This window comes from Arthrobacter sp. NPDC080031 (genome assembly GCF_040702485.1).
Taxonomy (GTDB): domain Bacteria; phylum Actinomycetota; class Actinomycetes; order Actinomycetales; family Micrococcaceae; genus Arthrobacter.
The window spans coordinates 75,342-96,353 of the sequence record NZ_JBFBLA010000004.1 but is presented as its reverse complement, the minus strand read 5'-3'; the positions used below and the strand labels follow the sequence as shown (position 1 = coordinate 96,353).

Genomic DNA, 21,012 nt, shown 5'->3' with positions numbered 1-21,012 from the left:
CTCAAGAATTGGGCAGGAAAAAGGGATTTCCGGAGTGGGGGATATTTCAAGTGTAGGGCACAAATTGGTCCCTTGGCGACATAACCGGCGACGGCGGTGGTGAGCTTGCGCACAAACCCGCGTCAAGCGGCCTCGCCACCGCCCTTCAGGACGGCCGTCCAAGTCCGGATTTCAGGCCTCAACCCCGTTGCGGCGCATGAGCTTTTCGAAGGCCTCGTGGTAGTCGGACTGCAGAAGGACCTCTCCGTCTGCCTCGGCGTCGAGAAGCAATTGCATGTCATCGAGGTTGGGGTTGCTGAACCACTGCCCCACCGTGATGCCATGTTTCGGCACGAAGAGTTTGTGGATGTAGTCACCGGCCGAAATGGTGCCGGTCTTGACCACGCGCAGGTAGGTGCCGACGCGCCCTGCGTCCGTGAAGCGCTTGACCCACTGTGGTTCATTCATACGGCGCTGGAAGGTTGCGCACGGCACGCGCGGGGATGTGACCTCGACTTCGACCTCCAGGCCGATCTTCCACCGTTCGCCGATCACGGCACCGCTGGTCTCGATTCCGGCAACGCGTAGGTTCTCCCCGAAGATTCCCGCGGGCATGTCCCTCTGGAGTTCATTCGCCCAGTAATCGGCATCCGCCTGCGAATACGCATAGAGCGCTTGGTCCTCGCCGCCGTGATGGATCCGGCTCGCCTGGATGTCGCCGTGGATTCCCAGCTTGTGGACCTTCACGGGCCCGTCGACGGGGCGCTTGTCAATGGCCGTCACTCCTACCGACCCTTCAGGATCGGGCAGGAGCTCGTATACCCGGCAAACAGCAAGCAACGATGCGGTATCCATGACTACAGTCTACGTACGCAGCTACGGATCGAAGCGATATCCCATGCCGGCCTCGGTGTGGAGATGGCGGGGCTGGGCGGGGTCGCGTTCGAGCTTGCGCCGGAGCTGGGCAATGTAGACGCGCAGGTATTGGGTCTCCTTGGCGTAGGCCTGCCCCCAGACCTGGGTGAGGATCTGCTGCTGGCTGACCAGCCGGCCGGCGTTGCGCACCAGCAATTCCAGGATGTTCCACTCCGTGGGCGTCAGCCGCACTTCTGCGCCGTCCTTGGTGATCTTCTTTCCGGCCAGGTCAACCAGGAAGTCGGCGGTCTGGAGTGTCGGTACTTCGTGCCGGGGCGCCGCCCGCCGCGAGGCCGCACGGAGCCGCGCCAGGAGCTCGTCCAGGCCGAAAGGCTTGGTCACGTAGTCGTCGGCTCCGGCGTCGAGGGCCTCTACCTTGTCTTCCGAACCATGCCTGGCGGACAACACGATAATCGGCATACTGCTCCAGCCACGGATGCCTTTGATCACCTCCACGCCATCCATGTCCGGCAGCCCAAGGTCGAGCACCACGATGTCCACTGGCTGCTGGGCCGCAGCCTTGAGTGCGTCTGCGCCGTTGCCGACGCTGATGGCGTGGTAACCGTGGGCATGGAGATTGATTTGCATCGCCCGGGCGATCTGCGCCTCGTCTTCCACGATCAGCACGAGGTTCAAGGCCGCCCTCCTGTCCATAGAGGAAGTGTGACCACCATGGTCAGCCCGCCTCCCGGCGTCGCCTCAGCCATGAGCGTACCGCCCATGGCCTCGGTGAATCCCTTGGCGACAGCGAGTCCCAAGCCGATTCCGCTCCGACCGTCCCGGCTGGATGGGGAATCATCGAGTCGTTGGAAAGGCTGGAAAAGCTCCAGGACTGCCGCGGGTGCGATCCCCCGACCGTGGTCCATCACCCGCAGTTCGCTGGCCGGACGCCCGTCCACCGTGATGCCCGCACCGGTCCGCGCCACCAGCACAACATCGGAGTCTGGCGCGTATTTCACTGCGTTTTCCACGAGGTTCGCCACGACGCGTTCCAATATCCCGGCGTCGGCCTCTATGTACGGAAGGTTGGCAGGGAGTTCGTTTCGGATGCGCTCCTCCGGCACGCCTCGTAAAGCCTCCGGCATGATCTGGTGCCAGCCGAGTCCGCGCAGCAGCGGGTTCACGGCATCGGCGGTGATTCGGGACATGTCCAGCAGGTTGTCCACCAGGTGATCCAAGCGGTCCGCGTAGTCCTCGATCGTGGCCAAAAGTTCGCGCTCGTCTTCGGGGGCAAAACTCACGTCTTCCTGTCGCAGGCTGCTGACAGCAAGCTTGATTCCCGCCAGAGGAGTGCGGAGGTCATGGGAGACGGCGCGCAGGATGGAGGTCCGCATCTTGTTGCCTTCCGCGAGGCGCACGTTGTCCTGCCTGCTCTTGACGAGCTGCTGGCGCTCCCGCAACGCCACTACGAAGGCGCCGAACGCAGCGAGCATGCGGCGATGCTGTTCGGAAAGCGGCCCGCCCCGCAGCAGGAGCGTGTAATTGGGATCGACGACGGCGGCATGGTCGGCCGCCGCGTGGGTCACCGGCGGTTGCAGCCCGGAGCTTGCAAGGACCTGCCAGTTGGGCCCGGGTGCGTCCGGCGAGTCAAAGGTGGAGAGCAGCGTCACCGCGTCCATGCCGAGGTTGACGCGGATCTTGTCCAGGAAAGATTCGAGGCTGCCGTCCGAGCTCAGGATCCGAAGCGCCAGTTCGCTGAGGGCTCTTGCCTCGGCGCCGGAATGCGCGGCCTCCTGGGCCCGTCGGGTCGCTAGGCCGACGGCGAGCGCCACGCCGCACGCCACAGCCAGGAAGATGACCAGGGTGAAAAGCGTGGCGGGATCCGCGATGGATAGGGAGCCCACCGGGTCGGCGGAGAAGTAGTTCAAGAGCATACTGCCAAGGACGGCGGATACCACGGCCGGCCACAACCCTCCGATTGCGGCCACTGCGGCGGAGGCGGCCAGCTGGAAGAGCATGATCATGGCGAAGTTCCGGTATTGCAGCGCGGATACGACGACTTCGATGGCCGAGGGTAGCAGCAGGGCCAGGACGAGGCCCGCCAGAATGCGGCGTCGCCCGATCCCCCTGACTGCCGGTAGCGGCAGTCCCATTGCGTTCACGTCCGCCGCGGCCATGGCTCAATTCTGGCACGGCGCGCGTGCCGCGCCGGCGTTCGTCGTCGCTGCAGGCCGCTGCGGGGAACATGTCGGGCCTTAGGATGCTGGCATGAGCCATTCAACGACGAATACCTCCGATGTCCTTGCCCTCGATTCCCTCTTGAGCTCCGAGGAACTGGAGCTTCGCGAGAAGGTGCGCGATTTTACGGACCAGCGGATCCGGCCGAACATCGCCCGCTGGTACGAGGACGCGGTGTTCCCGCGGGAACTGCCGGCGGAACTCGGCGAACTCGGCGTCCTTGGCATGCATCTGGAGGGCTACGGCTGCCCGGGCCGCACCGCCGTCGAATACGGCCTCGCCGCCATGGAACTCGAGGCCGGCGATTCCGGCATCCGTACCTTCGTGTCCGTCCAGGGCTCCCTGGCCATGACGGCGATCCACAGGTGGGGCAGCGAAAGCCAGAAGGAACAATGGCTCCCGCGCATGGCCGCCGGCGAACTGATCGGTTGCTTTGCCTTGACGGAGCCGACGGCGGGTTCGGACCCCTCGTCGATGGCCAGCTTTGCGCGCCGCGACGGGACCGACGACGACGCCGGCTGGGTGCTCAATGGTTCGAAGCGCTGGATCGGGATGGCCTCGATCGCCGACGTCATGGTGGTGTGGGCAAACACCGACGACGGCATCCGGGGCTTCCTGGTTCCGGCCGGAACTCCGGGAGTCACCGTGACTCCGATCGACGCGAAGCTCTCCCTGCGTGCCTCGATCCAGTGCGATGTAGGGTTCGACGCCGTCCGGCTGGGTCCGGAGGCCATCCTCCCTGGTGCCGTGGGCCTCCGCGGCCCGTTCACCTGCCTCAACGAGGCGCGCTACGGCATCGCTTGGGGCGCGATGGGCGCGGCCCGCGACTCCTACGAGGCCGCGCTTGAATATGCCGGAAGCCGCATGCAATTCGGCAAGCCCTTGGCCGGCTACCAGTTGACCCAGGAGAAGCTGGTGAACATGCTCCTGGAGATCCAGAAGGGCACCATGCTCGCGCTGCATCTTGGCCGGCTCAAGGATGCAGGCAAGCTGCGCCCGGAGCAGATCTCGGTGGGCAAGCTCAACAATGTGCGCGAGGCAATCAAGATCGCCCGCGAAGCCCGCACCATTCTGGGCGGCAACGGCATCACGCTGGACTACCCGCCCTTGCGCCATGCCAACAACCTGGAATCCGTGCGCACCTACGAAGGGACGGACGAGGTACACCTGCTGATCCTCGGCCAGCACATCACAGGTGTTCCGGCTTTCCGGTAGCCGGCTCTTCCCGGCCTAGGCTCCGACCGGGACGGGTTCCTTCTTCCCCGCGTCCTTGCGGATGGTCGCGCTGATGACGGCGGCCACGGTGCACATCGCTGCGGCGCCGATCCATGCATAGGTGTAGTGGCCCGTGGTGTCGCGGATGTAACCCGCGAGCAACGCCGCAGCCGCGGCCCCGAGCTGGTGGGCCGCGAAGACCCAGCCGAACACCACCGAACCGTCCGCCCCGAACACTTTCCGGCAGATGGCCGCCGTCGGGGGCACGGTGGCAACCCAGTCCAGGCCATACACCACCACGAACACGATCATGCTCGGTTGCACCGTGGAGCCCAAGAGCACGGGCAGCACCAGCAGCCCGACCCCGCGGAACTGGTAATACACAGCCAGGAGCACCTTGGGATTGAAGCGGTCCGTCAACCAACCGGAAGCAATCGTGCCCACGATGTCGAAGATCCCGACGACGGCCAGCAAGCCTGCCGCGGTGGTTTCGGGCATGCCGTGGTCGTGCGCCGAGGGAATGAAGTGGGTGCCGATCAGGCCGTTGGTGGTGGCCCCGCAGATGGCAAAACCGGCAACCAAGGCCCAGAACGTGCGCACTTTGCTGGCGCGCTTGAGCACCTGCAGGGCCCGCACGGCGGCGTTGGGCGTCCTGGCGCCTTCGGCTTTGGCGGCGTCTGCGCCCGGGGCGGTGTCCGCCGTCGTCGGCTGCTCTTCTTCGGCACCGTAAGGCCGGACCCCGACGTCGGCGGGCGAGTTCTTGAGCCAGCGCAGCACGAGCGGCACTACCGCGAGCGCGCCGGCAGCGATCAGCAGCGAGGCGCCGCGCCAGCCCGGGCTCTGCGCAAGCACCGCGATGAAGGGCAGGAACACAAGCTGCCCGGCGGCGCTGCCTGCGGTCAGGATGCCGATCACCAGTCCGCGGTTCTTCGAGAACCAGGTATTCGCGATGGTGGCGGCAAAAACAAGGGCCATGGAGCCGGTGCCTAGTCCGATCAGCACACCCCAGGTCAGCACGATCTGCCATGACTGGTTCACGAACACCGTCAGGGCGGAGCCGAGGCCGATCAGGCAGAGGGCAATCGAGGTGACGGTGCGGATGCCGAAGCGCTCCATGAGCGCGGCAGCGAAAGGCGCCGTGAGGCCGAACAACACCAGGTTGATGCTGACGGCGAGCGACAGGACGGTGGTTGACCAGCCGAATTCCTGCTGCAGCGGCACCATGAGCACGCCGGGCGCAGCCCGGAATCCGGCTGCGCCCACAAGTGCCAGGAACGCGACGGCGGCCACCATCCAGGCGGGGTGGAGGCGCCGCTTCCGCGGGGTCTTGCCAGCGGAAAGTCTGGTTGGGTTGGGTGCGGTCATGCGGAGGGCTCCGATTCGTTCGGGAGGTCATGTCTGCTGGGTGCCGTGGCCAACGCCAATGGGTGTTCGGATCGCGTGAAGCTATGCCAGCTGGTGTTGGCCGCGGTCAGGCGGGTCCCGCAGTGGGAGCAAGTGTCCGCCGACGCCGTCGGCAGGCCGCAATCCTTGTGGATCACGCGCATGTGGGCGTTCTCCGCCGGCGCGTCGAGATGTTTTTCGGACCAGAGGATGATGGCGTTCAGGACGGGCAAAGCATCTTCGCCCTTGGGGGTGAGGACATACTCTTGGCGCGTGCGGGCGCCATCCAGGTAGGGCCGTTGGGCGAGGAGGCCGGCTTCAACCAGCCAACCGAGTCTTTTGCTGAGGACGTTGTCCGCGATGTCGAGACGCATCTTGATGGCGTCGAAGCGGCCGTTGCCGAAGAAGACTTCCCGTAACACCAGGCTGCCCCAGGGGTCGCCGAGGATATCGAGGCCACGCGCGAGGCTGCACGTCCGCTCGGACCAATCGGATCGTAATGGCATGGTCTGAGGTTAGCTGGCTTTTCTAAAGAAAGCTAGGTGTCGCCGGCTAGGGGAACTCCACAACTGACCATGTTTGAACGCAGATCGGCCGGGACACGCCGCTGTAATGGCGTGTCCCGGCCGATCCGTTGATCAAAGAAGGTCAGAAGTTGAGCGACCCTTCAGCCCGTGATGTGGCCGATCGCCTGCTCAAGGTCCGCAATCAGGTCTTCGACGTCCTCGATGCCGCAGGAAAGCCTGATCAGGTTCACCGGCACGGCCAGCTCCGTGCCCTTGACCGAAGCGTGCGTCATCTCCGAGGGGTAGTTCATGAGGGACTCGATGCCACCCAGCGACTCGGCCAGCGTGAACACCTGGGTGGACTCCGCCACCTTGCGGGCCGCAGCTTCCCCGCCCTTGAACTGCACGGAAATCATGCCGCCGAATTTCTTCATCTGCTTGGCGGCGAGCTCGTGGCCCGGGTGGGAAGGCAGTCCCGGATACAGGACGGCTTCAACCTCGGGTCGCTCGAGCAACCATTCAGCGACTGCCTGCGCGTTCTGGCTGTGGCGGTCCATGCGCACGCCAAGTGTCTTGAGCCCGCGGGTCGTCAGGAACGCGTCCATGGGTCCTGATACGGCGCCGACAGCGAACTGGACAAAGCCGATCTTTTCGGCCAGTTCGGCGTCCTTGACCACGATGGCACCGCCTACGACGTCCGAGTGGCCGCCGATGTACTTGGTGGTCGAGTGGACCACGACGTCGGCACCCAAGGCGAGCGGGGTCTGCAAGTAGGGCGAAGCGAAGGTGTTGTCGACGACGAGGAGGGCTCCGGCGTCGTGCGCCACTTTGGCGAGCGCCGCGATATCGGTGATCTTCATCATCGGGTTGGAAGGAGTCTCCACCCAGACGATGCGGGTCTTGTTCGCCGACACGGCCGCCGCAACCGCGTCAAGGTTGGACATGTCCACTGGTGTGTTGCCGACGCCCCACTCGCCGAGCACCCGGTTGATGAGCCGGTACGTTCCACCGTAGGCGTCGTTGCCGAGAACGATGTGGTCGCCGGGCCGCGCAACCGCACGGATCAGGGAGTCCTCCGCGGCAAGGCCCGAGCTGAAGCTGTAGGCGTGGGTTCCGCCCTCGAGCGCGGCGAGCTGCTCCTGCAGCGCGTCACGGGTGGGGTTGGTGCCGCGGCCGTACTCGTAGCCGTCGCGCAAACCGCCTATGCCGTCCTGGGCATACGTCGAGCTGAAGTGCAGCGGCGGAACCACGGCGCCGGTGCGCGGTTCGAAGGCCTGGCCGGCGTGGACGGCACGCGTGTTGAATCCTGCTTCGTTTGCAGACATATGAACTCCTAGTGTCAGTTGCTCAGGTAGGCGAGAAGGTCGTGTCGGGTCAGGATGCCCACGGGAGCTCCGACGAACGTCACCATGACGGTGTCGACGTCGGAAAGCAGCTCGCGGGCGGCGGAGATGGTTTCCAAGAAGCCGATGACCGGCAAGCGTTCCCCCATGTGCTCGGAGATCTTGTCGGTCAATTTCGCCTCGCCACGGAACAGCTTGGAGGTCAGCGTGCGCTCATCGACGGCGCCGAGGACCTCGCCCATGACAACAGGTGGTTCCTGCGAGAGGACCGGGATGTGCGAGACCCCGAATTCGTTCATGATGTTGATGACATCGCGGACGGTCTCGTTGGGGTGGATGTGGACGAGGTCCGGCATCTCGCCCGTCTTGGACTTCAGCACCTCGCCGACCGAGGCCTCCTCGCCGCCGGAGAGGAAGCCGTAGGAGCGCATCCACTTGTCGTTGAAGATCTTCGCCAGGTAGCCGCGGCCGGAGTCCGGCAGGATCACGACGACGACGGCTTCCTCACCGAGGTCTTTGGCCACGTGCAGCGCGGCAACAACTGCCATGCCGGAGGAACCGCCCACGAGGAGGCCTTCCTCGCGGGCCAGTCGCCGGGTCATCTCGAAGGAGTCGGCGTCGCTCACGGCAATGACATCGTCCGGCACGGTCTTGTCGTAGTTGGCCGGCCACATGTCCTCGCCGACGCCCTCGACGAAGTAGGGCCGCCCGGTGCCGCCAGAGTAGACCGAGCCTGCCGGGTCTGCGCCTATGACCTTGACGCGGCCGCCGTCGGACTCCGGCCGGTTGGCGGAGACTTCCTTGAGGTACCGTCCCGTACCGGTGATGGTGCCGCCGGTACCTGCGCCGATCACAACGTGGGTGATCTTTCCGTCGGTGTCACGCCAGATCTCGGGTCCGGTGGTTTCGTAGTGGCTGCCGGGAGCGGCGGGGTTGGAGAACTGGTCCGGCTTGTAGGCTCCCGGGATTTCCGACACGAGCCGGTCGGAGACGCTGTAGTAGCTTTGCGGGCTGTCCGGGGCCACGGACGTGGGAGTGACCACAACTTCGGCGCCGTACGCCTGAAGCACGGCACGCTTGTCCTCGCCCACCTTGTCCGGGACAACGAAGATGCACCTGTAGCCCTTTTGCTGGGCCACGAGGGCAAGTCCGACGCCGGTATTGCCCGAGGTCGGTTCCACGATGGTTCCGCCCGGCTTGAGCTTTCCGTCCCGTTCTGCCTCCTCGACCATCTTCACCGCGATGCGGTCTTTGATCGAGCCACCGGGGTTCACATATTCGAGCTTCACCAGAACGGTGGCTTTGATGTCCCCGGTCACGTGGTTTAGCTTGATGAGCGGTGTATTGCCAATGAGGTCCAGGACGGACTGGGCGTACTTCATAGGTACCAAGTTACCGCTTGGTCGGGAGTGCTTCGGTGCAGACGAGGCCCGGGGCGGTGGCGGGTCCGCGGATAGCCGTCCGGCGTCTAGCCATCCGCCGTCTAGCCAAAGGATGGCCTCGCGGGGCAAGCTAGCGGGGAACACCCTCCAAGGAAAGGACATGCACCATGGATTGGACCCTCGAAGTGGTTGTGCTCCCTGTGAGTGACATTGACCGTGCCATCGAGTTCTACCGCGACAAGGTGGGCTTCAACCTCGACCACAACACCACCAACGAGCACATGCACGTGGCGCAACTGACTCCGCCGGGCTCCGGATGTTCGATCGTCGTCGGAGACCTCCCGGCGCAGAATGAGATGGCACCGGGTTCCATGCGGGGTCTTCAACTTGTGGTCGCGGATGCGCGCGCTGCACGCGAAGAATTGCTCGGCCGGGGCGTCGAGGCCAGCGAAATCACCGTCTTTGACGAGCGCGACGGCGGCACGTTCTTCGGCTTCAGCGATCCGGACGGCAACACGTGGGCGGTGCAGGAACTCAAGGTCCGCGCCGAGAAGCCGCTGATCCCGGCGGAGGCCCGCGGCCGCTTCGGGGAATAGGGGCGAGCCGGGGCTACCTGGGCTTGAGCCGGGCCGAACTAGCCCCCGGAATCAGCGCGAACTAGCCCCCGAACAATCGACTCACTCAGCCGGTGCAGGGCTACCTGCCGAAGAGTCGGTCTGCCAGAGGCCCAGGATGTTGCCTTCAGTGTCCTTGAAATAGGCGTAGTAGCCCATGCCCGGAACAGCGTCCTTGCCTTTGACAACCGAACCGCCCGCACTCTCGATCTGGCCAAGCGAAGCCTCGATGTCTTCGACGTCAACCGTGATGACGGGCGTCTTCAACTCTTCCGAGCGCGGGAACAGTGCACCATTGATGGCCCCGGGCGCGCTCGGCATACCGGTCTGCGGATCTGAAGGCGTGGTGATTGCGATCGTGTAGTCCATCTCCTGCATGGGATTGAGCGTCCAGCCGAAGGCACCCTGGTAAAAAGTGTTGGCCCGCTCCTTGTCGTCCGCGGGGATTTCAAAATGCACAACACCGGCCATTGCGTTCTCCTGAGATTGTCATGGAAGGCGCAGACGCCCCGCGCCACACGTGGAGTCTAGTCTTGTGGGTTTCGCGGCGTAAGGGCTTGGACGTCGCTCTTTTAGAGTGTTGTCGGACGAGCATGCGACCATGAATGAATGACCATCGTCGATGTCCCACCGGCCGCAGCGGCTGCGGCCGACGCCTCCGTTCGATGGCACCCCGGCGGTCCCTTCGACCTTCTGCAGACCCTGGGAATCCTCATGCGCGGCAACGGCGATCCCTCGTTCGCGGCGCGGCAGGACGGTGTGTGGATGGCCTTCACGACGCCGGACGGTCCGGCCACCTTGCGCCTCACCGCCGCGGGAAGCGGCCAAGACACGCATGTCGATGCCCAGGCTTGGGGCTCCGGGTCGGGCTCCGCCATCGCCTCTGTGCCTGCACTGTTGGGAAGCGGCGACGACTGGTCCGGCTTCGACGATGCCGCCTTCCATGCCACCCTCCCACGGATGGTCAGGGAAGCCCGACGCCGGAACCTCGCCGTCCGTTTACCTACCACCGGCCGGGTAGTCGACTCCCTCGTGCCCACCATTCTTGAGCAAAAGGTCACCACTATCGAAGCCCGGCGGGGATACCGCTACCTGATGTACCGGTACGGAACCGCAGCCCCCGGCGCTGGCCGACTTTCGACGTCGAGCCTGCCGTCGAGCCTGCTCGTCGCACCAACCGCCGCCCAGTGGTTGGCCATTCCTTCATGGGAATGGCACAAGGCCGGCGTGGGTCCCCAACGTTCGGCAACCGTCATGCGGGCGCTGCGATCCGCCGTCGCGCTTGAACGGCTTGCCTCACTCAGCGCGGCCGAAGCCGGGGCCAAGATGCAGACCATTCCGGGCATTGGCATCTGGACGGCTGCCGAGGTTGTCCAGCGGACCCATGGCTGCCCGGATTCGATCGCGGTGGGCGACTACCATTTGGCCTCGTACGTCGGGTACGCACTTACGGGCAGGAAAACGGACGACGCCGGAATGATCGCCCTCCTGGAACCCTGGCGCGGGCACCGGCAGCGGGTAGTCCGGATGCTCGGGCTGAGCGGCTTCCGCAAGCCCACCTTCGGACCCCGGATGACCATCCAGGACCACCGAGGACACTAGCAACGCGGGGTCACTTACGGCCCATGTTGCTGCCCGGCATGGGCCGTAAGTGACCCCGCGTTGGGGGTTTCGCCCGCTTGATCCGGCCGATGAGGCCGGTGAACCCTTCGGCCAGGTCATCGGCGTTGGCCTTGAAGTAGGACCAGCCGGCGCTGGTGAAGGCCTCGTCTCTCCGATTGTCCCTTGTCTGCCGTTCCCGAGCGAGATGCGGCGCACCGTCATACTGCACGGCGATCCGGAACCGCCGGTACCCCAGGTCCGCGGACGGCGACCATGGATCGTCCGGATCGAGGCGGAGCTGCAATTCCGGTTCAGGCAATCGCGCATCCACCATGGCCAACCGCAGGAACGTCTCCGGAAACGAGTCTGCTCCGACCCGCATGTCTTCGACGGCAAGCCGGGCCTTCTCCACGCCTTTCATGTTCGGATGCTGCCGGATCAGCAGGCGCAGCCCTTCCTTGTGCGCGTAGGGCTCCGTCCTTCCTTCAAAGCCGGGCCGGGGCATGCGGATCAATTGGTCGCCCATGGCAATCACGTACCGCAGCGGCAACTGATGCGCCAGGTCAAGCCACGTACGGGATGGGGAAGACACTGGGATTCCATCTATTTCCGTGACTTCGCCCGGCAACACACGGACTCGGTGCCCCGTCACTCCGGTCCGGCGGACCCGCGGTAGCCCATGGGGCTTGCTGAGGTGGACCGTCTTACCGCCGCCAAGCCATGGTGGAAGGCCGAGCCGGGTCAGTATCGCGGCGCTCTCATGGGACACCCAGGCACCGGGTGTTGCCGCGGCAAGGATCCGCGCCCGTTCGGCAAACGCGAACTCACGACCCGCAGGCAAGTAGATCAGGCGGCCGCCGTCGGACACATCCCTGGCCCGTAGTCGCTTGGGAGCCACGCCCAGTACACGCGATTCATAGACCGTGAAAGGACGGCTACTGAGTTCCTTCGGCAACGGAGTGATGCGGACCATGGGATCCAGTTTGTCCGCAATTTGACCCCGGAAAGGGGTTATCCACAGGCTGACTTTCAACCACCCCAACGCGGGGTCACTTACGGCCCGTGTTGCTGCCCGACACGGGCCGTAAGTGACCCCGCGTTGGATCAGAGCTTAGAGTCCCAGGCGGGCGATCGCTTCTTCGCGCATGTCGATCTTGCGCACCTTGCCGGACACCGTCATGGGGAAGCTCTCCCTGATGTCCACGTAGCGCGGGATCTTGTAGTGGGCCAGTTTGCCCCGGCAGAACTCCTGCACTCCTTCCAGGTCCAGAGCTGCTCCGGGTTTGAGGATGATGCAGGCCATCAGCTCTTCGCCGTACTTGGCATCAGGAACCCCGATGACCTGGACATCCTGGATGGCAGGATGCCGGTACAGGAACTCCTCGATTTCGCGGGGATAGACGTTCTCTCCGCCTCGGATGACCATGTCCTTTATGCGGCCCTCGATCACGATGAAACCGTCCGGGTCCATACGGGCAAGGTCGCCGGTGTGCATCCAGCCTTCGTCGTCGATTGCCTCGGCTGTCTTCTCCGGCTGGCCCCAATACCCGGCCATCACGGCGTAGCCCCGCGTGCACAGTTCACCGATTCCCCCGCGTTCCAGGGTTTCGCCGGTCCCTGGATCCACGATCTTGGACTCGAGCCGGGGCATGGTGCGCCCGACGGTCGTGGTCCTTTGCTCCAGGGTGTCAGCCGCGAGGGTCATGGTGGACACGGGGGAAGTCTCGGTCATTCCGTAGCAAATTGCCACATCCCGCATGTTCATCTCGGAGATGACACGCTCCATGACCTCGATGGGGCACAGGGAGCCCGCCATGACGCCGGTACGCAGCGTGGAGAGATCGTAGGAGGCGAAATCGGGCAAAGCCAGCTCGGCGATGAACATGGTGGGCACCCCGTACAGGGAGGTCCCGCCAAAATCCTGCACGGCTTCCAAGGCTGCCGCCGGGGTGAATCCGCGGCCCGGAATGATGGTGGCCGCGCCGTAGCTGAGGGCATTCAGGTTCCCGATGACCATGCCGAAACAGTGGTAGAACGGCACCGGAAGGACCACCCGGTCGCGTTCCGTGTAACCCAGCAGCCTGCCGATCTGGTTGCCGTTGTTGAGGATGTTGTGGTGGGTCAGCGTGGCACCTTTGGGGAAGCCTGTGGTCCCCGAGGTGTATTGCAGATTGATCGGATCGTGCGGGTCCAGTTCCGCCATGCGAGCCTTGAGCATTGAGGGCGCGACGTCGTCTGCCCGCTTGAGCAGTTCGGCGTACGTGAGCTCGGCGTCCGTTTGCGGTTCGCCTGCGTTGAGCATGTCCAGTCCTAGATCGGGAAGGAACACCAGCTCCCGAAGCTCCGGGCAGCTGGCCAAAGCTTCCCGGGCCATGCCCACGTAGTCACTGTTCTTGTCCGATGGGGCGGCCACCAGCATCCGCATGCCGTTCTGGCGGACCACGAATTCGAGTTCGTGGCTGCGGTACGCCGGATTGACGTTGACCAGGATCGCGCCGACCTTCGCCGTCGCGTATTGCAGGATGGTCCATTCGGCGCAGTTCGGGCTCCAGATGCCCACCCTGTCACCCTTGGCGACGCCCGTGGCGAGCAGCGCACGCGCGAGGCGGTCGACGTCGTCGTTCAGCTTTTCGTAGCTCCAGCGCCGAGCCTCATCGCCGGGTACCACGGCGGCTTCGATGAGCGCGTCCCGTAGCGGAAACTGCGCCGCGTTGCGTTCAAAGTTGGCGCCGATGGTCTCTTCAAGCAGCGGGACGTCAGTGTCCCCGGCTGTGTAGGAAAGCATGAACGCACGCTACCAACTCCGCGGGGCCAAGAGAAGACTTTTGCTTGGAAGTCCTACAAAATATTTCAGGGCCTTGCCGGGCCAACCGGTAATGTGAATCCCATGAGTGCACCCATTGACCTGCAGGCCACGTTCATCCCCAACGACGGCGAATTCTTCCGCGTCAAGCTCGCGCTGGAAATCGCGATCGACGAAGTGGTGAACGAACCCGGCTGCATCCGCTACGAGCTCACCGAAGCCAACGAGGACAAGCTGGTCCTGACCGAGCAGTGGGCCTCGGAGGAACACCTCGACATCCATTCCAAGGGCATCGCCGTCCAGGACCTCAATGAATCCCTCAGCGCGCTGCTGGCGGAGCCGGTGAAGCTCGAGCGCCTCTAGGAGTTTTCTGCGCGCTGCTTTGCGATGTGCGCGTGGACCTCATCCATGTCGAGCCCCTTGACAGCTTCGATGACCTGTTCCAGCTGGGGTCCGTTCAGTGCCCCCGGCTGCGAGAACACGAGGACCTTTTCGCGGAAGGCCATAAGCGTGGGGATCGAGGAGATACCGGCTTCGGCGGCAAGCTGCTGCTCGGCCTCGGTGTCCACTTTGGCGAAGAAGACATCGTGATGCTTCTCGGAAGCGGCCTGGTATGTGGGGGCAAACTGCCTGCACGGGCCGCACCACGCAGCCCAGAAATCCACCAGGACAATGTCATTGCCCTCGATGGTCGATGCGAACTGCTCGCCGGTGATGTCAACTGTAGCCATGCTTCCACGGTACGCGACGCCGCGTTCGAAGTCGCGCTTGTTCGCTACCCGGCAAACCGGGAATAAACCACGACGGCGGGCGCTGGGATCCGGCCGAGCCGAGCCTCTCAGGAAAATCACCCTAGCGAACCATTGAACGCATGTTTAGTATGTTAAACATGCGTTCAGCAGTCGACGATCTCAGCACCCGCGCCCGCATCCGAGACGCCGCCATTGCCGTGTTCGGCAAGCAAGGCTTCTCCGCCACCATCCGGGCCGTCGCCGCCGAGGCAGGCGTCAGCCCTGGCCTCGTGATCCACCACTTCGGCAGCAAAGCCGGTCTCCGCGAAGCCTGCGACCACCACGTCTTGGCCGAAACGGCCGGACAGGGCATCCGGAAAACCGACCCCGAGGCAGTGGGCACACAGATCCAGGACTTCCTGTCCCACCCTGAGCAATACGCCCACGAGATCGCGTATGTCCGGCAGTCCCTCGGCGACGAGTCCGACGCCGGTGACGCCTTCTTTGACGCCGTGGTTGCGCAAACCCGGGCCATCATCGAAGCCGGAATCGCGGGCGGCACCATCCGCGCCTTCGACGACGTGGCAACCACCGCCGTCGTGGTCGCGACGAATAGCCTTGCCATGCTGGTACTGGGCAGGCACGCGGCCAGGGCGTCGGGGACGAGCGAGCTGGGTCCGGACATGCTCCGCGTACTGACACTCCCTACCGTTGACCTCTACACCCACGGCTTCTACACCGACACCCGGTTCCTCGATGCCGCGCGGGCCGCGCTGGCGGAACCGGCACCCGAACCCACTGGAACCGGGACCGCATCATGAAACAGGCAATCGTCGTCGAAGGCCTGCGCAAGAAGTTCGGCCGCCGGGAAGTCCTGCACGGCATCGACTTCAGCGTGGAACCGGGCAGCGTGTTCGGCGTCATCGGTCCCAATGGTGCCGGCAAGACCACCACCATGCGCTGCCTGCTGGACATCATCCGCCCAAGCGGTGGACATGTTCAGGTGCTCGGCGAAGATCCGCGCCACGCCGGACCCGAGCTGCGGCGCAGGATCGGCTACCTCCCGGGCGAGCTTTTCCTGGAGCAGCGCATCACCGGACGCAGGCTGCTGGACCACTATGCTGCGATCAGCGGCCCGGTGAAACCCGGACGCATCGACGAACTCGCTGAACGCCTGGACCTGGACCTCGACCGCCACACGCGCAAGCTTTCCAAAGGAAACAAACAGAAGCTCGGGCTGGTCCAGGCATTCATGCACAACCCCGAGCTCCTCGTTCTGGACGAACCTACCAGCGGGCTGGATCCCTTGGTCCAACAGGAGTTCCTGGCCATGGTGCGGGAAGCCCGCGACAAGGGACAAACCATCTTCCTGAGTTCGCATGTCCTCAGCGAAGTCCAACAGGCCGCGGACGAGGTCGCGATCCTGCGGGACGGCAAGATCGTCACGGTCGCCACCGTGGATGCCCTCCGCGAGACTGCCCTCCGGCATTTGCGGCTCACCGCCAGCGGCATCACGGCGGACGACGCCGGTGCGCTGCTGGGCCGGGTATCCGGTGTCGGGGCGCTTGAGGTGCTCGAAGTGGGCGACGGCGTCGAGGTCTGCGCGGTTCTGGAAGGCGGCATCCAACCGTTGGTACAGGCACTGTCCACGCTTGAACTGAAGGACCTGGTGCTGGAAGAGCCGGACTTGGAGGAATCGGTGCTCAAGCTGTACGGGATGACAGGCAACGGCAAGCGCAACGGCACCGGCCGCAAGCCGCTGAAGGCAATGAAAGGGGCCCGCAATGAATAGGAAACTGCCTCTCTTCAGGCGCGCATTCCTGGATCCCTGGCGTTCCTCCCTCGGCTGGGCGGCCGGGTTGGCGGCCGCCATCGCCCTCTACCTTCCACTCTTCCCTTCGATCGGCGGCAGCTCGCAAATGCAGGGCATGATCAATGCCCTGCCACCTGAAATGACCAAGGCCTTGAATTACGACCAGATCGCCACAGGCACCGGGTACACCCAAGCTACGGTGTTCGGGCTCATCGGCTTCCTCCTCATGACGATTGCCACCGTATCCTGGGGCGCTGCGGCAATAGCGGGCGACGAGGAGTCCGGACAATTGGAACTCACGCTCGCCCACGGCGTGACCAGGATCCAAGTCGCGTTTGAGCGGGCGCTGGCTATCGCCTTGCGCGTGGTCCTGCTCGCTGTCTTGGTCCTCGTGCTGATCCTCTCGCTCAATGAATCGGCGCAGCTGAAGATCAACCCGCAAAACCTGTTCGGCGCCACGGTCATGTTTGCGGGGCTCGCACTCCTTAGCGGCACAGGGGCGCTGTTCGCCGGCGCGCTGACAGGGCGGAAAGCGTACGGGCTCGCGGTGGGGGCGGCTATCGGAGTGCTGGGTTACGTGTTCAATGCCGTGGGCAGGCAAAGCCCGGACCTTAACTGGCTGCTCAATCTCTCCCCGTATCACTGGGCCTACGGCAACTCACCGGTGACCAATGGGGCGGATTGGGCCGCAGCCGGCTGGCTCTGGGGAATCTCGGCAGGACTGGTGCTGCTGAGCGCGGTTGCGCTGCAAAGGCGCGACGTCGGGGCGTAGCGACGCGTGCGGGCGCCGGGCCCCAAGTGCCCGGCGGGACCAGCGCCCTGAGGCGTAAGTGCCAGATGTGCTAGTGCCAGAAGTGCTAGTGCCAGAAGTGCGGGGCGGTTTTGCGCGCGCCGGGGAGCGCGTTGTTCTCGCGCCACTCGTGGATCCATTCCGGAAGCTCGAGGTCTGCGGGAGGCTCACCGAACTCGGCCAGGATTTCTTCCTGGCTAACGGGCCGGCCCTTGGCGACAAGCCGGGTGGCAATGTGCGCGCGGGCGTAGATCTCGCCGTCGACCACCATGCGTTGTTCAAAGTAGATCGCTTTGGAATCGAGCCCGATGATCTTGGACTCGATGGTGTATTGCTGCCAAAGCTGCAACGACTTCCGGAAGGCGATGGTCTCCCCCGCAGCCACCGGGCTCCAGCGGCGGCGGCGCATCTTTTGCCAGATCCCTGCGCGCACCATGAGGTCGAAGCGTCCGAGATCCATGAGCGAGAAATACATGCCGTTGTTGACATGCATCGCAATGTCGATGTCCGTGGGCAGCACTCGCATGGGCAGCGAGGATGTGCCCCAAACGCTGAGCCGGCTCCGCCTGGACGAAGTGAACAAGATCAAGAGGGTTCGGAGAAGCAAATGCATAAGCGCCATGTTACTCCGCAGTAACATTTCGGGACAGCCTCGTCTTGTGTGTCATTGCATGGCATGTCGTTTACCGCCGGTTCACATGCCACGGGAAGAATGTCTGAAAACAAATTGCAGAAGGCACCAAGGAGATCCCGTGAGCACCACCCAAACCATCAGGGCACACGCAGAGGTGTGGCCTGAACTGCCGCTCCACCAGGAGCTGGTGTTGCAGGACACCCGCGGCAACAGGATCATCGGCACCTTGGACGGCATGACCGAGGACCGCAGCACGCTTTGGATCCAGTTGTCCGGAGGCCTGGGCCGGCAACTCGTGCACCACCAGGACGGGTACTGGCTGGAGCCGGGCAGCGCCAGCTAAAAGCGGCGGGGGCGTGTCGCCGTCGTGAGCCACCGAGAGCCGGCGGCACGGTGGCAGGCGCCTCAGCAGGCGCCGTCGACACGCCGAATCCCTGACGACACCGGAATTCCAGTGTCGAAGGTCCACTTGCGCCACGCGGAACATTTTCCGCGTCGAACCGGGAGCCGGACACACAAAAAAATCCCCGGAACCAATGGTTCCGGGGATTTAATTTTGTGGCAGATGAGGGATTCGAACCCCCGTAGGCGTTGCCAGCTGATTTACAGTCAGCCCCCTTTGGCCGCTCGGGTAATCTGCCGAACTTCAAAAGAAGTCACTCCCGATCATCGTTTCGTTTCCGATCCGGTAAGCGCGAGCAAGACAACCTTACAGAACTTCCGCCGAAGAATCGAATCGAGGCCTCAAGGCCCCAAAATCGGCTGAAATCTCAGGCATCTCCGAGTATCCGGCCGGCCAGCTTGGCCTCGAAACTGGCCGCCTGCTCCAAGGTGATCTGGTTGAGCTGCACGGCCCGCAACAAGTCCGCGTGGACGCCATCCATCCGCGATGCCGCGTCAGGGACCGGGCTCAAGACCACGGACGCCGCGAGCGCTGCGGCTGCAACCGCGCTTGCGGCGGTGGCGGCAGCGACTCCGATGGAACCGGCCGCGGCAGCAGCTGACTTGGTGACGTATCGGACGGCCTGCTTGCTCATGGTGCTCCCTTTCAGGATGGGGTCTTCAAACTGATACAACTCTGTCCGGGCAGTCTCAGTTCCGGCCATGCGTGTCCTGTGAGCGAACTGTGAACGCCCGGCACACGCCGGGCGCTTCCGTATTAGGCTGGTTGGCAGACAAAGCCGCCCGTTTCCGGGCCGCAACGCACCAATCAAACGCAACGCACCAACCAAAGGAGAGTCATGGCAGGCGAATCCACATTCGACGTCGTCAGCAAGGTAGACAAGCAGGAAGTCGCCAACGCGCTCCACCAGTCCCAGAAGGAAATCGCACAGCGATACGACTTCAAGGGCGTCGGCGCCGAGATCGACTTCAGCGGCGAAAAGATTCTCTTGAAAGCCAATTCGGAGGACCGCGTTCTTGCCGTCCTGGACGTGTTCCAGTCCAAGCTCATCAAGCGCGGCATCTCCCTGAAGTCCCTCGACCAGGGCGAGCCTTACCCCTCCGGCAAGGAATTCCGCCTGGAATGCTCCATCAAGGAGGGCATTGCCCAGGACATCGCCAAGAAGATCAACAAGATCATCCGCGACGAAGCCCCGAAGTCCGTCAAGTCCCAGATCCAGGGCGACGAGCTCCGCGTCACCTCGAAGTCGCGCGATGACCTGCAGGAAACCATGAACATCCTGAAGAAGTTCGAAGAGGCCGATCTCCAGTTCGTGAACTTCCGCAGCTAAGACCGTTTCTGCGGCGTGATTACCGGGGCGTTGCTTCCGTAGTCCGCACAGAGTCCGCAGAATCCCCGAGGACCGCAGCGATCAGACTTGACCCTGCGGTCCTCGGTTGTCTGAATATAGGCTGGTTCAGGCTGTGACCTCCGATGGAGGACCCGAATCATGAATGAAGTGCGAGCACTGTATGACACTGACAGACCAGTACGTCGAGGCCACTGAACGAGACCGTTTGGAGGACCTGGCCAAGAGCCGGCTATTGGACACGCCTCCGGAGGAACGGTTCGACCGGATCACCCGGCTCGCCCAGGCCCTCTTCGGCGTGAGCGCCGCCAGCATCGCGCTGATCGACGGGAACCGTCAATTCCTTAAGTCATTCGTGGGTCCGCTGTCCCGCGAGTCCGAACGGCGCCACACCTTCTGCACCGAGACCATCAAGTCCGCCGATGCCCTGGTGGTGGAAAACGCGATCATCGACGAACGTTTCCGGAACAGCCCGCTGGTCACCGGCAACCCCCACATCAAGTTCTATGCCGGACGCCCGCTCACCGGTCCCGGCGGCACACACGTCGGGACGTTTTGCATCATCGACCAGTCGCCCCGCACCTTCTCGAAGGAAGAGCGGAGGGTCCTTGAGGACCTCACGGCCATCATCCAGCGGGAAATGAACCTGTCCTGGGACATCGACAACGGCGCCCGCATGCAGCGGGCGCTCCGGCCCGCCGATCCCCCAGCCCCGGCTGGCTACGCGCTGGGAACCTGCTTCTACCCGGCGTTCGGAGTCAGCGGGGATTTCTATGACCTGGGCACCACCACGGACGGCAGCTTCCGATTGACCGTTGGCGACGCTATGGGCAAGGGCGTGGGGCCGGGCCTCGTGGCGGGGACGGTGCATTCCGCCTTTGCCGCCACCGGCTGGCACGACGGACCGGCGGCCACCCTCCGCTCCGCAAGCGACAGCGTGGAGGATAAGCTCACGCGGGCCGGCTCCTATGCGACGGTCTTTCACGCCGTCATCCACCCGGCCACCGGCAAAGGCCACTACGCCGATGCCGGGCAGGGCCTTAGCCACATCCTGCGGGCGGACGGAACGCTCGAACGCCTCCCCACCACAGGGCCTCCCATGGGCTTGATGCCCGGCCAGGACTGGGCCACGCTGCCCTTCAGCCTGGAACCCGGCGACGGACTCCTGATTGCGACCGACGGACTCCTGGACCTCCATGGCAGCGACCTGGACCAGCTGGCAGCCGTCATCGCACACCGTGCACCGGGCACCAGCCCGGACGCGGCGGTGAAGACCTGGTGCGACCGCCGCGGAAAGACAGGCATCCTGGACGACATCACCGCGGTCCTGCTGCAGCGGAACGCTTCCGGCGCCTGACACCGGCGTCCCCGCT

23 protein-coding genes and 1 tRNA gene are annotated in these 21,012 nt (G+C 64.2%); 10 read left to right on the top strand and 14 right to left on the bottom strand.

The window, feature by feature from the left end:
- Positions 1-171: 171 nt before the first annotated feature.
- The 3 genes from AB0323_RS04690 to AB0323_RS04680 are packed head-to-tail and all read right to left on the bottom strand — an operon-like array spanning position 172 to position 3,011.
- Positions 172-834 (bottom strand): MOSC domain-containing protein, encoded by a 663-nt coding sequence (locus AB0323_RS04690; protein ID WP_366176330.1) that lies wholly within the window; start codon positions 832-834, stop codon positions 172-174.
- Positions 835-855: 21 nt separating this feature from the next.
- Entirely contained in the window at positions 856-1,530 is a 675-nt protein-coding gene (locus AB0323_RS04685) for a response regulator (RefSeq protein ID WP_364535602.1), read from the bottom strand.
- Complete coding sequence (locus tag AB0323_RS04680) at positions 1,527-3,011, bottom strand: ATP-binding protein (RefSeq protein WP_366176329.1); 1,485 nt, start codon at positions 3,009-3,011, stop codon at positions 1,527-1,529. The genes AB0323_RS04685 and AB0323_RS04680 overlap by 4 nt, the downstream gene beginning before the upstream one ends.
- Before the next feature lie 91 nt (positions 3,012-3,102).
- Here AB0323_RS04680 and AB0323_RS04675 point away from each other — a divergent pair, with 91 nt between their 5' ends.
- Positions 3,103-4,287, top strand: a complete 1,185-nt coding sequence (locus tag AB0323_RS04675; protein WP_366176328.1) for an acyl-CoA dehydrogenase family protein — start codon at positions 3,103-3,105, stop codon at positions 4,285-4,287.
- Positions 4,288-4,302: 15 nt separating this feature from the next.
- Here AB0323_RS04675 and AB0323_RS04670 read toward each other — a convergent pair whose 3' ends face one another.
- The 4 genes from AB0323_RS04670 to AB0323_RS04655 all read right to left on the bottom strand — a co-directional run bounded on the left by AB0323_RS04670 (position 4,303) and on the right by AB0323_RS04655 (position 8,901).
- A complete protein-coding gene (locus tag AB0323_RS04670) occupies positions 4,303-5,652 on the bottom strand; it encodes an MFS transporter (protein ID WP_366176327.1) in 1,350 nt (449 codons plus the stop codon).
- A complete protein-coding gene (locus AB0323_RS04665) occupies positions 5,649-6,176 on the bottom strand; it encodes a helix-turn-helix domain-containing protein (RefSeq protein WP_366176326.1) in 528 nt (175 codons plus the stop codon). Before AB0323_RS04665 ends, AB0323_RS04670 begins: the two co-directional genes overlap by 4 nt.
- 161 nt (positions 6,177-6,337) lie before the next feature.
- Positions 6,338-7,501 (bottom strand): cystathionine gamma-synthase, encoded by a 1,164-nt coding sequence (locus tag AB0323_RS04660; RefSeq protein WP_366176325.1) that lies wholly within the window; start codon positions 7,499-7,501, stop codon positions 6,338-6,340.
- 14 nt (positions 7,502-7,515) lie between these two features.
- Positions 7,516-8,901: a cystathionine beta-synthase gene (locus AB0323_RS04655; RefSeq protein ID WP_366176324.1), complete on the bottom strand. Its 1,386-nt coding sequence runs from the start codon at positions 8,899-8,901 to the stop codon at positions 7,516-7,518.
- A 167-nt stretch (positions 8,902-9,068) separates the two neighbouring features.
- Between AB0323_RS04655 and AB0323_RS04650 the strand changes: the two genes are divergently transcribed.
- Entirely contained in the window at positions 9,069-9,497 is a 429-nt protein-coding gene (locus AB0323_RS04650; protein ID WP_366176323.1) for a VOC family protein, read from the top strand.
- An 81-nt stretch (positions 9,498-9,578) separates the two neighbouring features.
- Here the strand turns inward: AB0323_RS04650 and AB0323_RS04645 are convergent, their stop codons facing one another.
- Positions 9,579-9,986, bottom strand: coding sequence for a VOC family protein (locus AB0323_RS04645; RefSeq protein WP_366176322.1), 408 nt, complete (start codon positions 9,984-9,986; stop codon positions 9,579-9,581).
- Positions 9,987-10,124: 138 nt separating this feature from the next.
- Between AB0323_RS04645 and AB0323_RS04640 the strand changes: the two genes are divergently transcribed.
- Entirely contained in the window at positions 10,125-11,117 is a 993-nt protein-coding gene (locus AB0323_RS04640) for a 3-methyladenine DNA glycosylase (RefSeq protein WP_366176321.1), read from the top strand.
- Positions 11,118-11,127: 10 nt separating this feature from the next.
- Here AB0323_RS04640 and AB0323_RS04635 read toward each other — a convergent pair whose 3' ends face one another.
- Both AB0323_RS04635 and AB0323_RS04630 read right to left on the bottom strand, forming a co-directional pair.
- The gene (locus AB0323_RS04635; RefSeq protein ID WP_366176320.1) at positions 11,128-12,090 is read right to left on the bottom strand and encodes a hypothetical protein; all 963 of its coding nucleotides are present in this window, start codon (positions 12,088-12,090) and stop codon (positions 11,128-11,130) included.
- Positions 12,091-12,228: 138 nt separating this feature from the next.
- Positions 12,229-13,902, bottom strand: a complete 1,674-nt coding sequence (locus AB0323_RS04630; protein ID WP_366176319.1) for an AMP-binding protein — start codon at positions 13,900-13,902, stop codon at positions 12,229-12,231.
- Positions 13,903-14,004: 102 nt separating this feature from the next.
- On the opposite strand from AB0323_RS04630, the gene AB0323_RS04625 reads away from it, so the two are divergent.
- Positions 14,005-14,283, top strand: a complete 279-nt coding sequence (locus AB0323_RS04625) for a putative quinol monooxygenase (protein WP_284753335.1) — start codon at positions 14,005-14,007, stop codon at positions 14,281-14,283.
- On the opposite strand, the gene AB0323_RS04620 is transcribed toward AB0323_RS04625, so the two are convergent.
- The gene (locus AB0323_RS04620; RefSeq protein WP_366176318.1) at positions 14,280-14,651 is read right to left on the bottom strand and encodes a thioredoxin domain-containing protein; all 372 of its coding nucleotides are present in this window, start codon (positions 14,649-14,651) and stop codon (positions 14,280-14,282) included. The genes AB0323_RS04625 and AB0323_RS04620 overlap by 4 nt on opposite strands.
- A gap of 158 nt (positions 14,652-14,809) precedes the next feature.
- Here AB0323_RS04620 and AB0323_RS04615 point away from each other — a divergent pair, with 158 nt between their 5' ends.
- The 3 genes from AB0323_RS04615 to AB0323_RS04605 are packed head-to-tail and all read left to right on the top strand — an operon-like array spanning position 14,810 to position 17,236.
- Positions 14,810-15,472 (top strand): TetR family transcriptional regulator, encoded by a 663-nt coding sequence (locus AB0323_RS04615; RefSeq protein ID WP_366176317.1) that lies wholly within the window; start codon positions 14,810-14,812, stop codon positions 15,470-15,472.
- Entirely contained in the window at positions 15,469-16,443 is a 975-nt protein-coding gene (locus AB0323_RS04610; RefSeq protein ID WP_366176316.1) for an ABC transporter ATP-binding protein, read from the top strand. Before AB0323_RS04615 ends, AB0323_RS04610 begins: the two co-directional genes overlap by 4 nt.
- Positions 16,436-17,236 carry an ABC transporter permease subunit gene (locus tag AB0323_RS04605; RefSeq protein WP_366176315.1) on the top strand — a complete coding sequence of 267 codons (801 nt, stop codon included), beginning with the start codon at positions 16,436-16,438 and terminating at the stop codon, positions 17,234-17,236. The genes AB0323_RS04610 and AB0323_RS04605 overlap by 8 nt, the downstream gene beginning before the upstream one ends.
- Before the next feature lie 85 nt (positions 17,237-17,321).
- On the opposite strand, the gene AB0323_RS04600 is transcribed toward AB0323_RS04605, so the two are convergent.
- Positions 17,322-17,867: an acyl-CoA thioesterase gene (locus AB0323_RS04600; protein WP_366176314.1), complete on the bottom strand. Its 546-nt coding sequence runs from the start codon at positions 17,865-17,867 to the stop codon at positions 17,322-17,324.
- Between the two features lie 139 nt (positions 17,868-18,006).
- Between AB0323_RS04600 and AB0323_RS04595 the strand changes: the two genes are divergently transcribed.
- The gene (locus tag AB0323_RS04595) at positions 18,007-18,231 is read left to right on the top strand and encodes a hypothetical protein (protein ID WP_366176313.1); all 225 of its coding nucleotides are present in this window, start codon (positions 18,007-18,009) and stop codon (positions 18,229-18,231) included.
- Positions 18,232-18,447: 216 nt separating this feature from the next.
- Here the strand turns inward: AB0323_RS04595 and AB0323_RS04590 are convergent.
- Together AB0323_RS04590 and AB0323_RS04585 are read right to left on the bottom strand one after the other, a co-directional pair.
- Positions 18,448-18,529: transfer RNA gene (locus tag AB0323_RS04590), tRNA-Tyr, on the bottom strand.
- A 129-nt stretch (positions 18,530-18,658) separates the two neighbouring features.
- Positions 18,659-18,925: a hypothetical protein gene (locus AB0323_RS04585; RefSeq protein WP_366176312.1), complete on the bottom strand. Its 267-nt coding sequence runs from the start codon at positions 18,923-18,925 to the stop codon at positions 18,659-18,661.
- 204 nt (positions 18,926-19,129) lie between these two features.
- Between AB0323_RS04585 and AB0323_RS04580 the strand changes: the two genes are divergently transcribed.
- The gene (locus AB0323_RS04580) at positions 19,130-19,621 is read left to right on the top strand and encodes a YajQ family cyclic di-GMP-binding protein (RefSeq protein ID WP_364535292.1); all 492 of its coding nucleotides are present in this window, start codon (positions 19,130-19,132) and stop codon (positions 19,619-19,621) included.
- 181 nt (positions 19,622-19,802) lie between these two features.
- Positions 19,803-20,996 carry a SpoIIE family protein phosphatase gene (locus tag AB0323_RS04575; protein ID WP_366176311.1) on the top strand — a complete coding sequence of 398 codons (1,194 nt, stop codon included), beginning with the start codon at positions 19,803-19,805 and terminating at the stop codon, positions 20,994-20,996.
- Positions 20,997-21,012: the final 16 nt, after the last annotated feature.

Excerpts from the sequence above, each read along its gene's own strand:
- AB0323_RS04645 (WP_366176322.1), bottom strand. The coding sequence starts at position 9,986 with ATGGCCGGTGTTGTGCATTTTGAAATCCCCGCGGACGACAAGGAGCGG.
- AB0323_RS04655 (WP_366176324.1), bottom strand. The coding sequence starts at position 8,901 with ATGAAGTACGCCCAGTCCGTCCTGGACCTCATTGGCAATACACCGCTC.
- AB0323_RS04605 (WP_366176315.1), top strand. The coding sequence starts at position 16,436 with ATGAATAGGAAACTGCCTCTCTTCAGGCGCGCATTCCTGGATCCCTGG.
- AB0323_RS04585 (WP_366176312.1), bottom strand. The coding sequence starts at position 18,925 with ATGAGCAAGCAGGCCGTCCGATACGTCACCAAGTCAGCTGCTGCCGCG.
- AB0323_RS04665 (WP_366176326.1), bottom strand. The coding sequence starts at position 6,176 with ATGCCATTACGATCCGATTGGTCCGAGCGGACGTGCAGCCTCGCGCGT.
- AB0323_RS04580 (WP_364535292.1), top strand. The coding sequence starts at position 19,130 with ATGGCAGGCGAATCCACATTCGACGTCGTCAGCAAGGTAGACAAGCAG.
- AB0323_RS04690 (WP_366176330.1), bottom strand. The coding sequence starts at position 834 with ATGGATACCGCATCGTTGCTTGCTGTTTGCCGGGTATACGAGCTCCTG.
- AB0323_RS04680 (WP_366176329.1), bottom strand. The coding sequence starts at position 3,011 with ATGGCCGCGGCGGACGTGAACGCAATGGGACTGCCGCTACCGGCAGTC.
- AB0323_RS04600 (WP_366176314.1), bottom strand. The coding sequence starts at position 17,867 with ATGCATTTGCTTCTCCGAACCCTCTTGATCTTGTTCACTTCGTCCAGG.
- AB0323_RS04630 (WP_366176319.1), bottom strand. The coding sequence starts at position 13,902 with ATGCTTTCCTACACAGCCGGGGACACTGACGTCCCGCTGCTTGAAGAG.
- AB0323_RS04670 (WP_366176327.1), bottom strand. The coding sequence starts at position 5,652 with ATGACCGCACCCAACCCAACCAGACTTTCCGCTGGCAAGACCCCGCGG.
- AB0323_RS04650 (WP_366176323.1), top strand. The coding sequence starts at position 9,069 with ATGGATTGGACCCTCGAAGTGGTTGTGCTCCCTGTGAGTGACATTGAC.
- AB0323_RS04660 (WP_366176325.1), bottom strand. The coding sequence starts at position 7,501 with ATGTCTGCAAACGAAGCAGGATTCAACACGCGTGCCGTCCACGCCGGC.
- AB0323_RS04620 (WP_366176318.1), bottom strand. The coding sequence starts at position 14,651 with ATGGCTACAGTTGACATCACCGGCGAGCAGTTCGCATCGACCATCGAG.
- AB0323_RS04675 (WP_366176328.1), top strand. The coding sequence starts at position 3,103 with ATGAGCCATTCAACGACGAATACCTCCGATGTCCTTGCCCTCGATTCC.
- AB0323_RS04635 (WP_366176320.1), bottom strand. The coding sequence starts at position 12,090 with ATGGTCCGCATCACTCCGTTGCCGAAGGAACTCAGTAGCCGTCCTTTC.
- AB0323_RS04575 (WP_366176311.1), top strand. The coding sequence starts at position 19,803 with ATGACACTGACAGACCAGTACGTCGAGGCCACTGAACGAGACCGTTTG.
- AB0323_RS04615 (WP_366176317.1), top strand. The coding sequence starts at position 14,810 with ATGCGTTCAGCAGTCGACGATCTCAGCACCCGCGCCCGCATCCGAGAC.
- AB0323_RS04640 (WP_366176321.1), top strand. The coding sequence starts at position 10,125 with ATGACCATCGTCGATGTCCCACCGGCCGCAGCGGCTGCGGCCGACGCC.
- AB0323_RS04625 (WP_284753335.1), top strand. The coding sequence starts at position 14,005 with ATGAGTGCACCCATTGACCTGCAGGCCACGTTCATCCCCAACGACGGC.
- AB0323_RS04610 (WP_366176316.1), top strand. The coding sequence starts at position 15,469 with ATGAAACAGGCAATCGTCGTCGAAGGCCTGCGCAAGAAGTTCGGCCGC.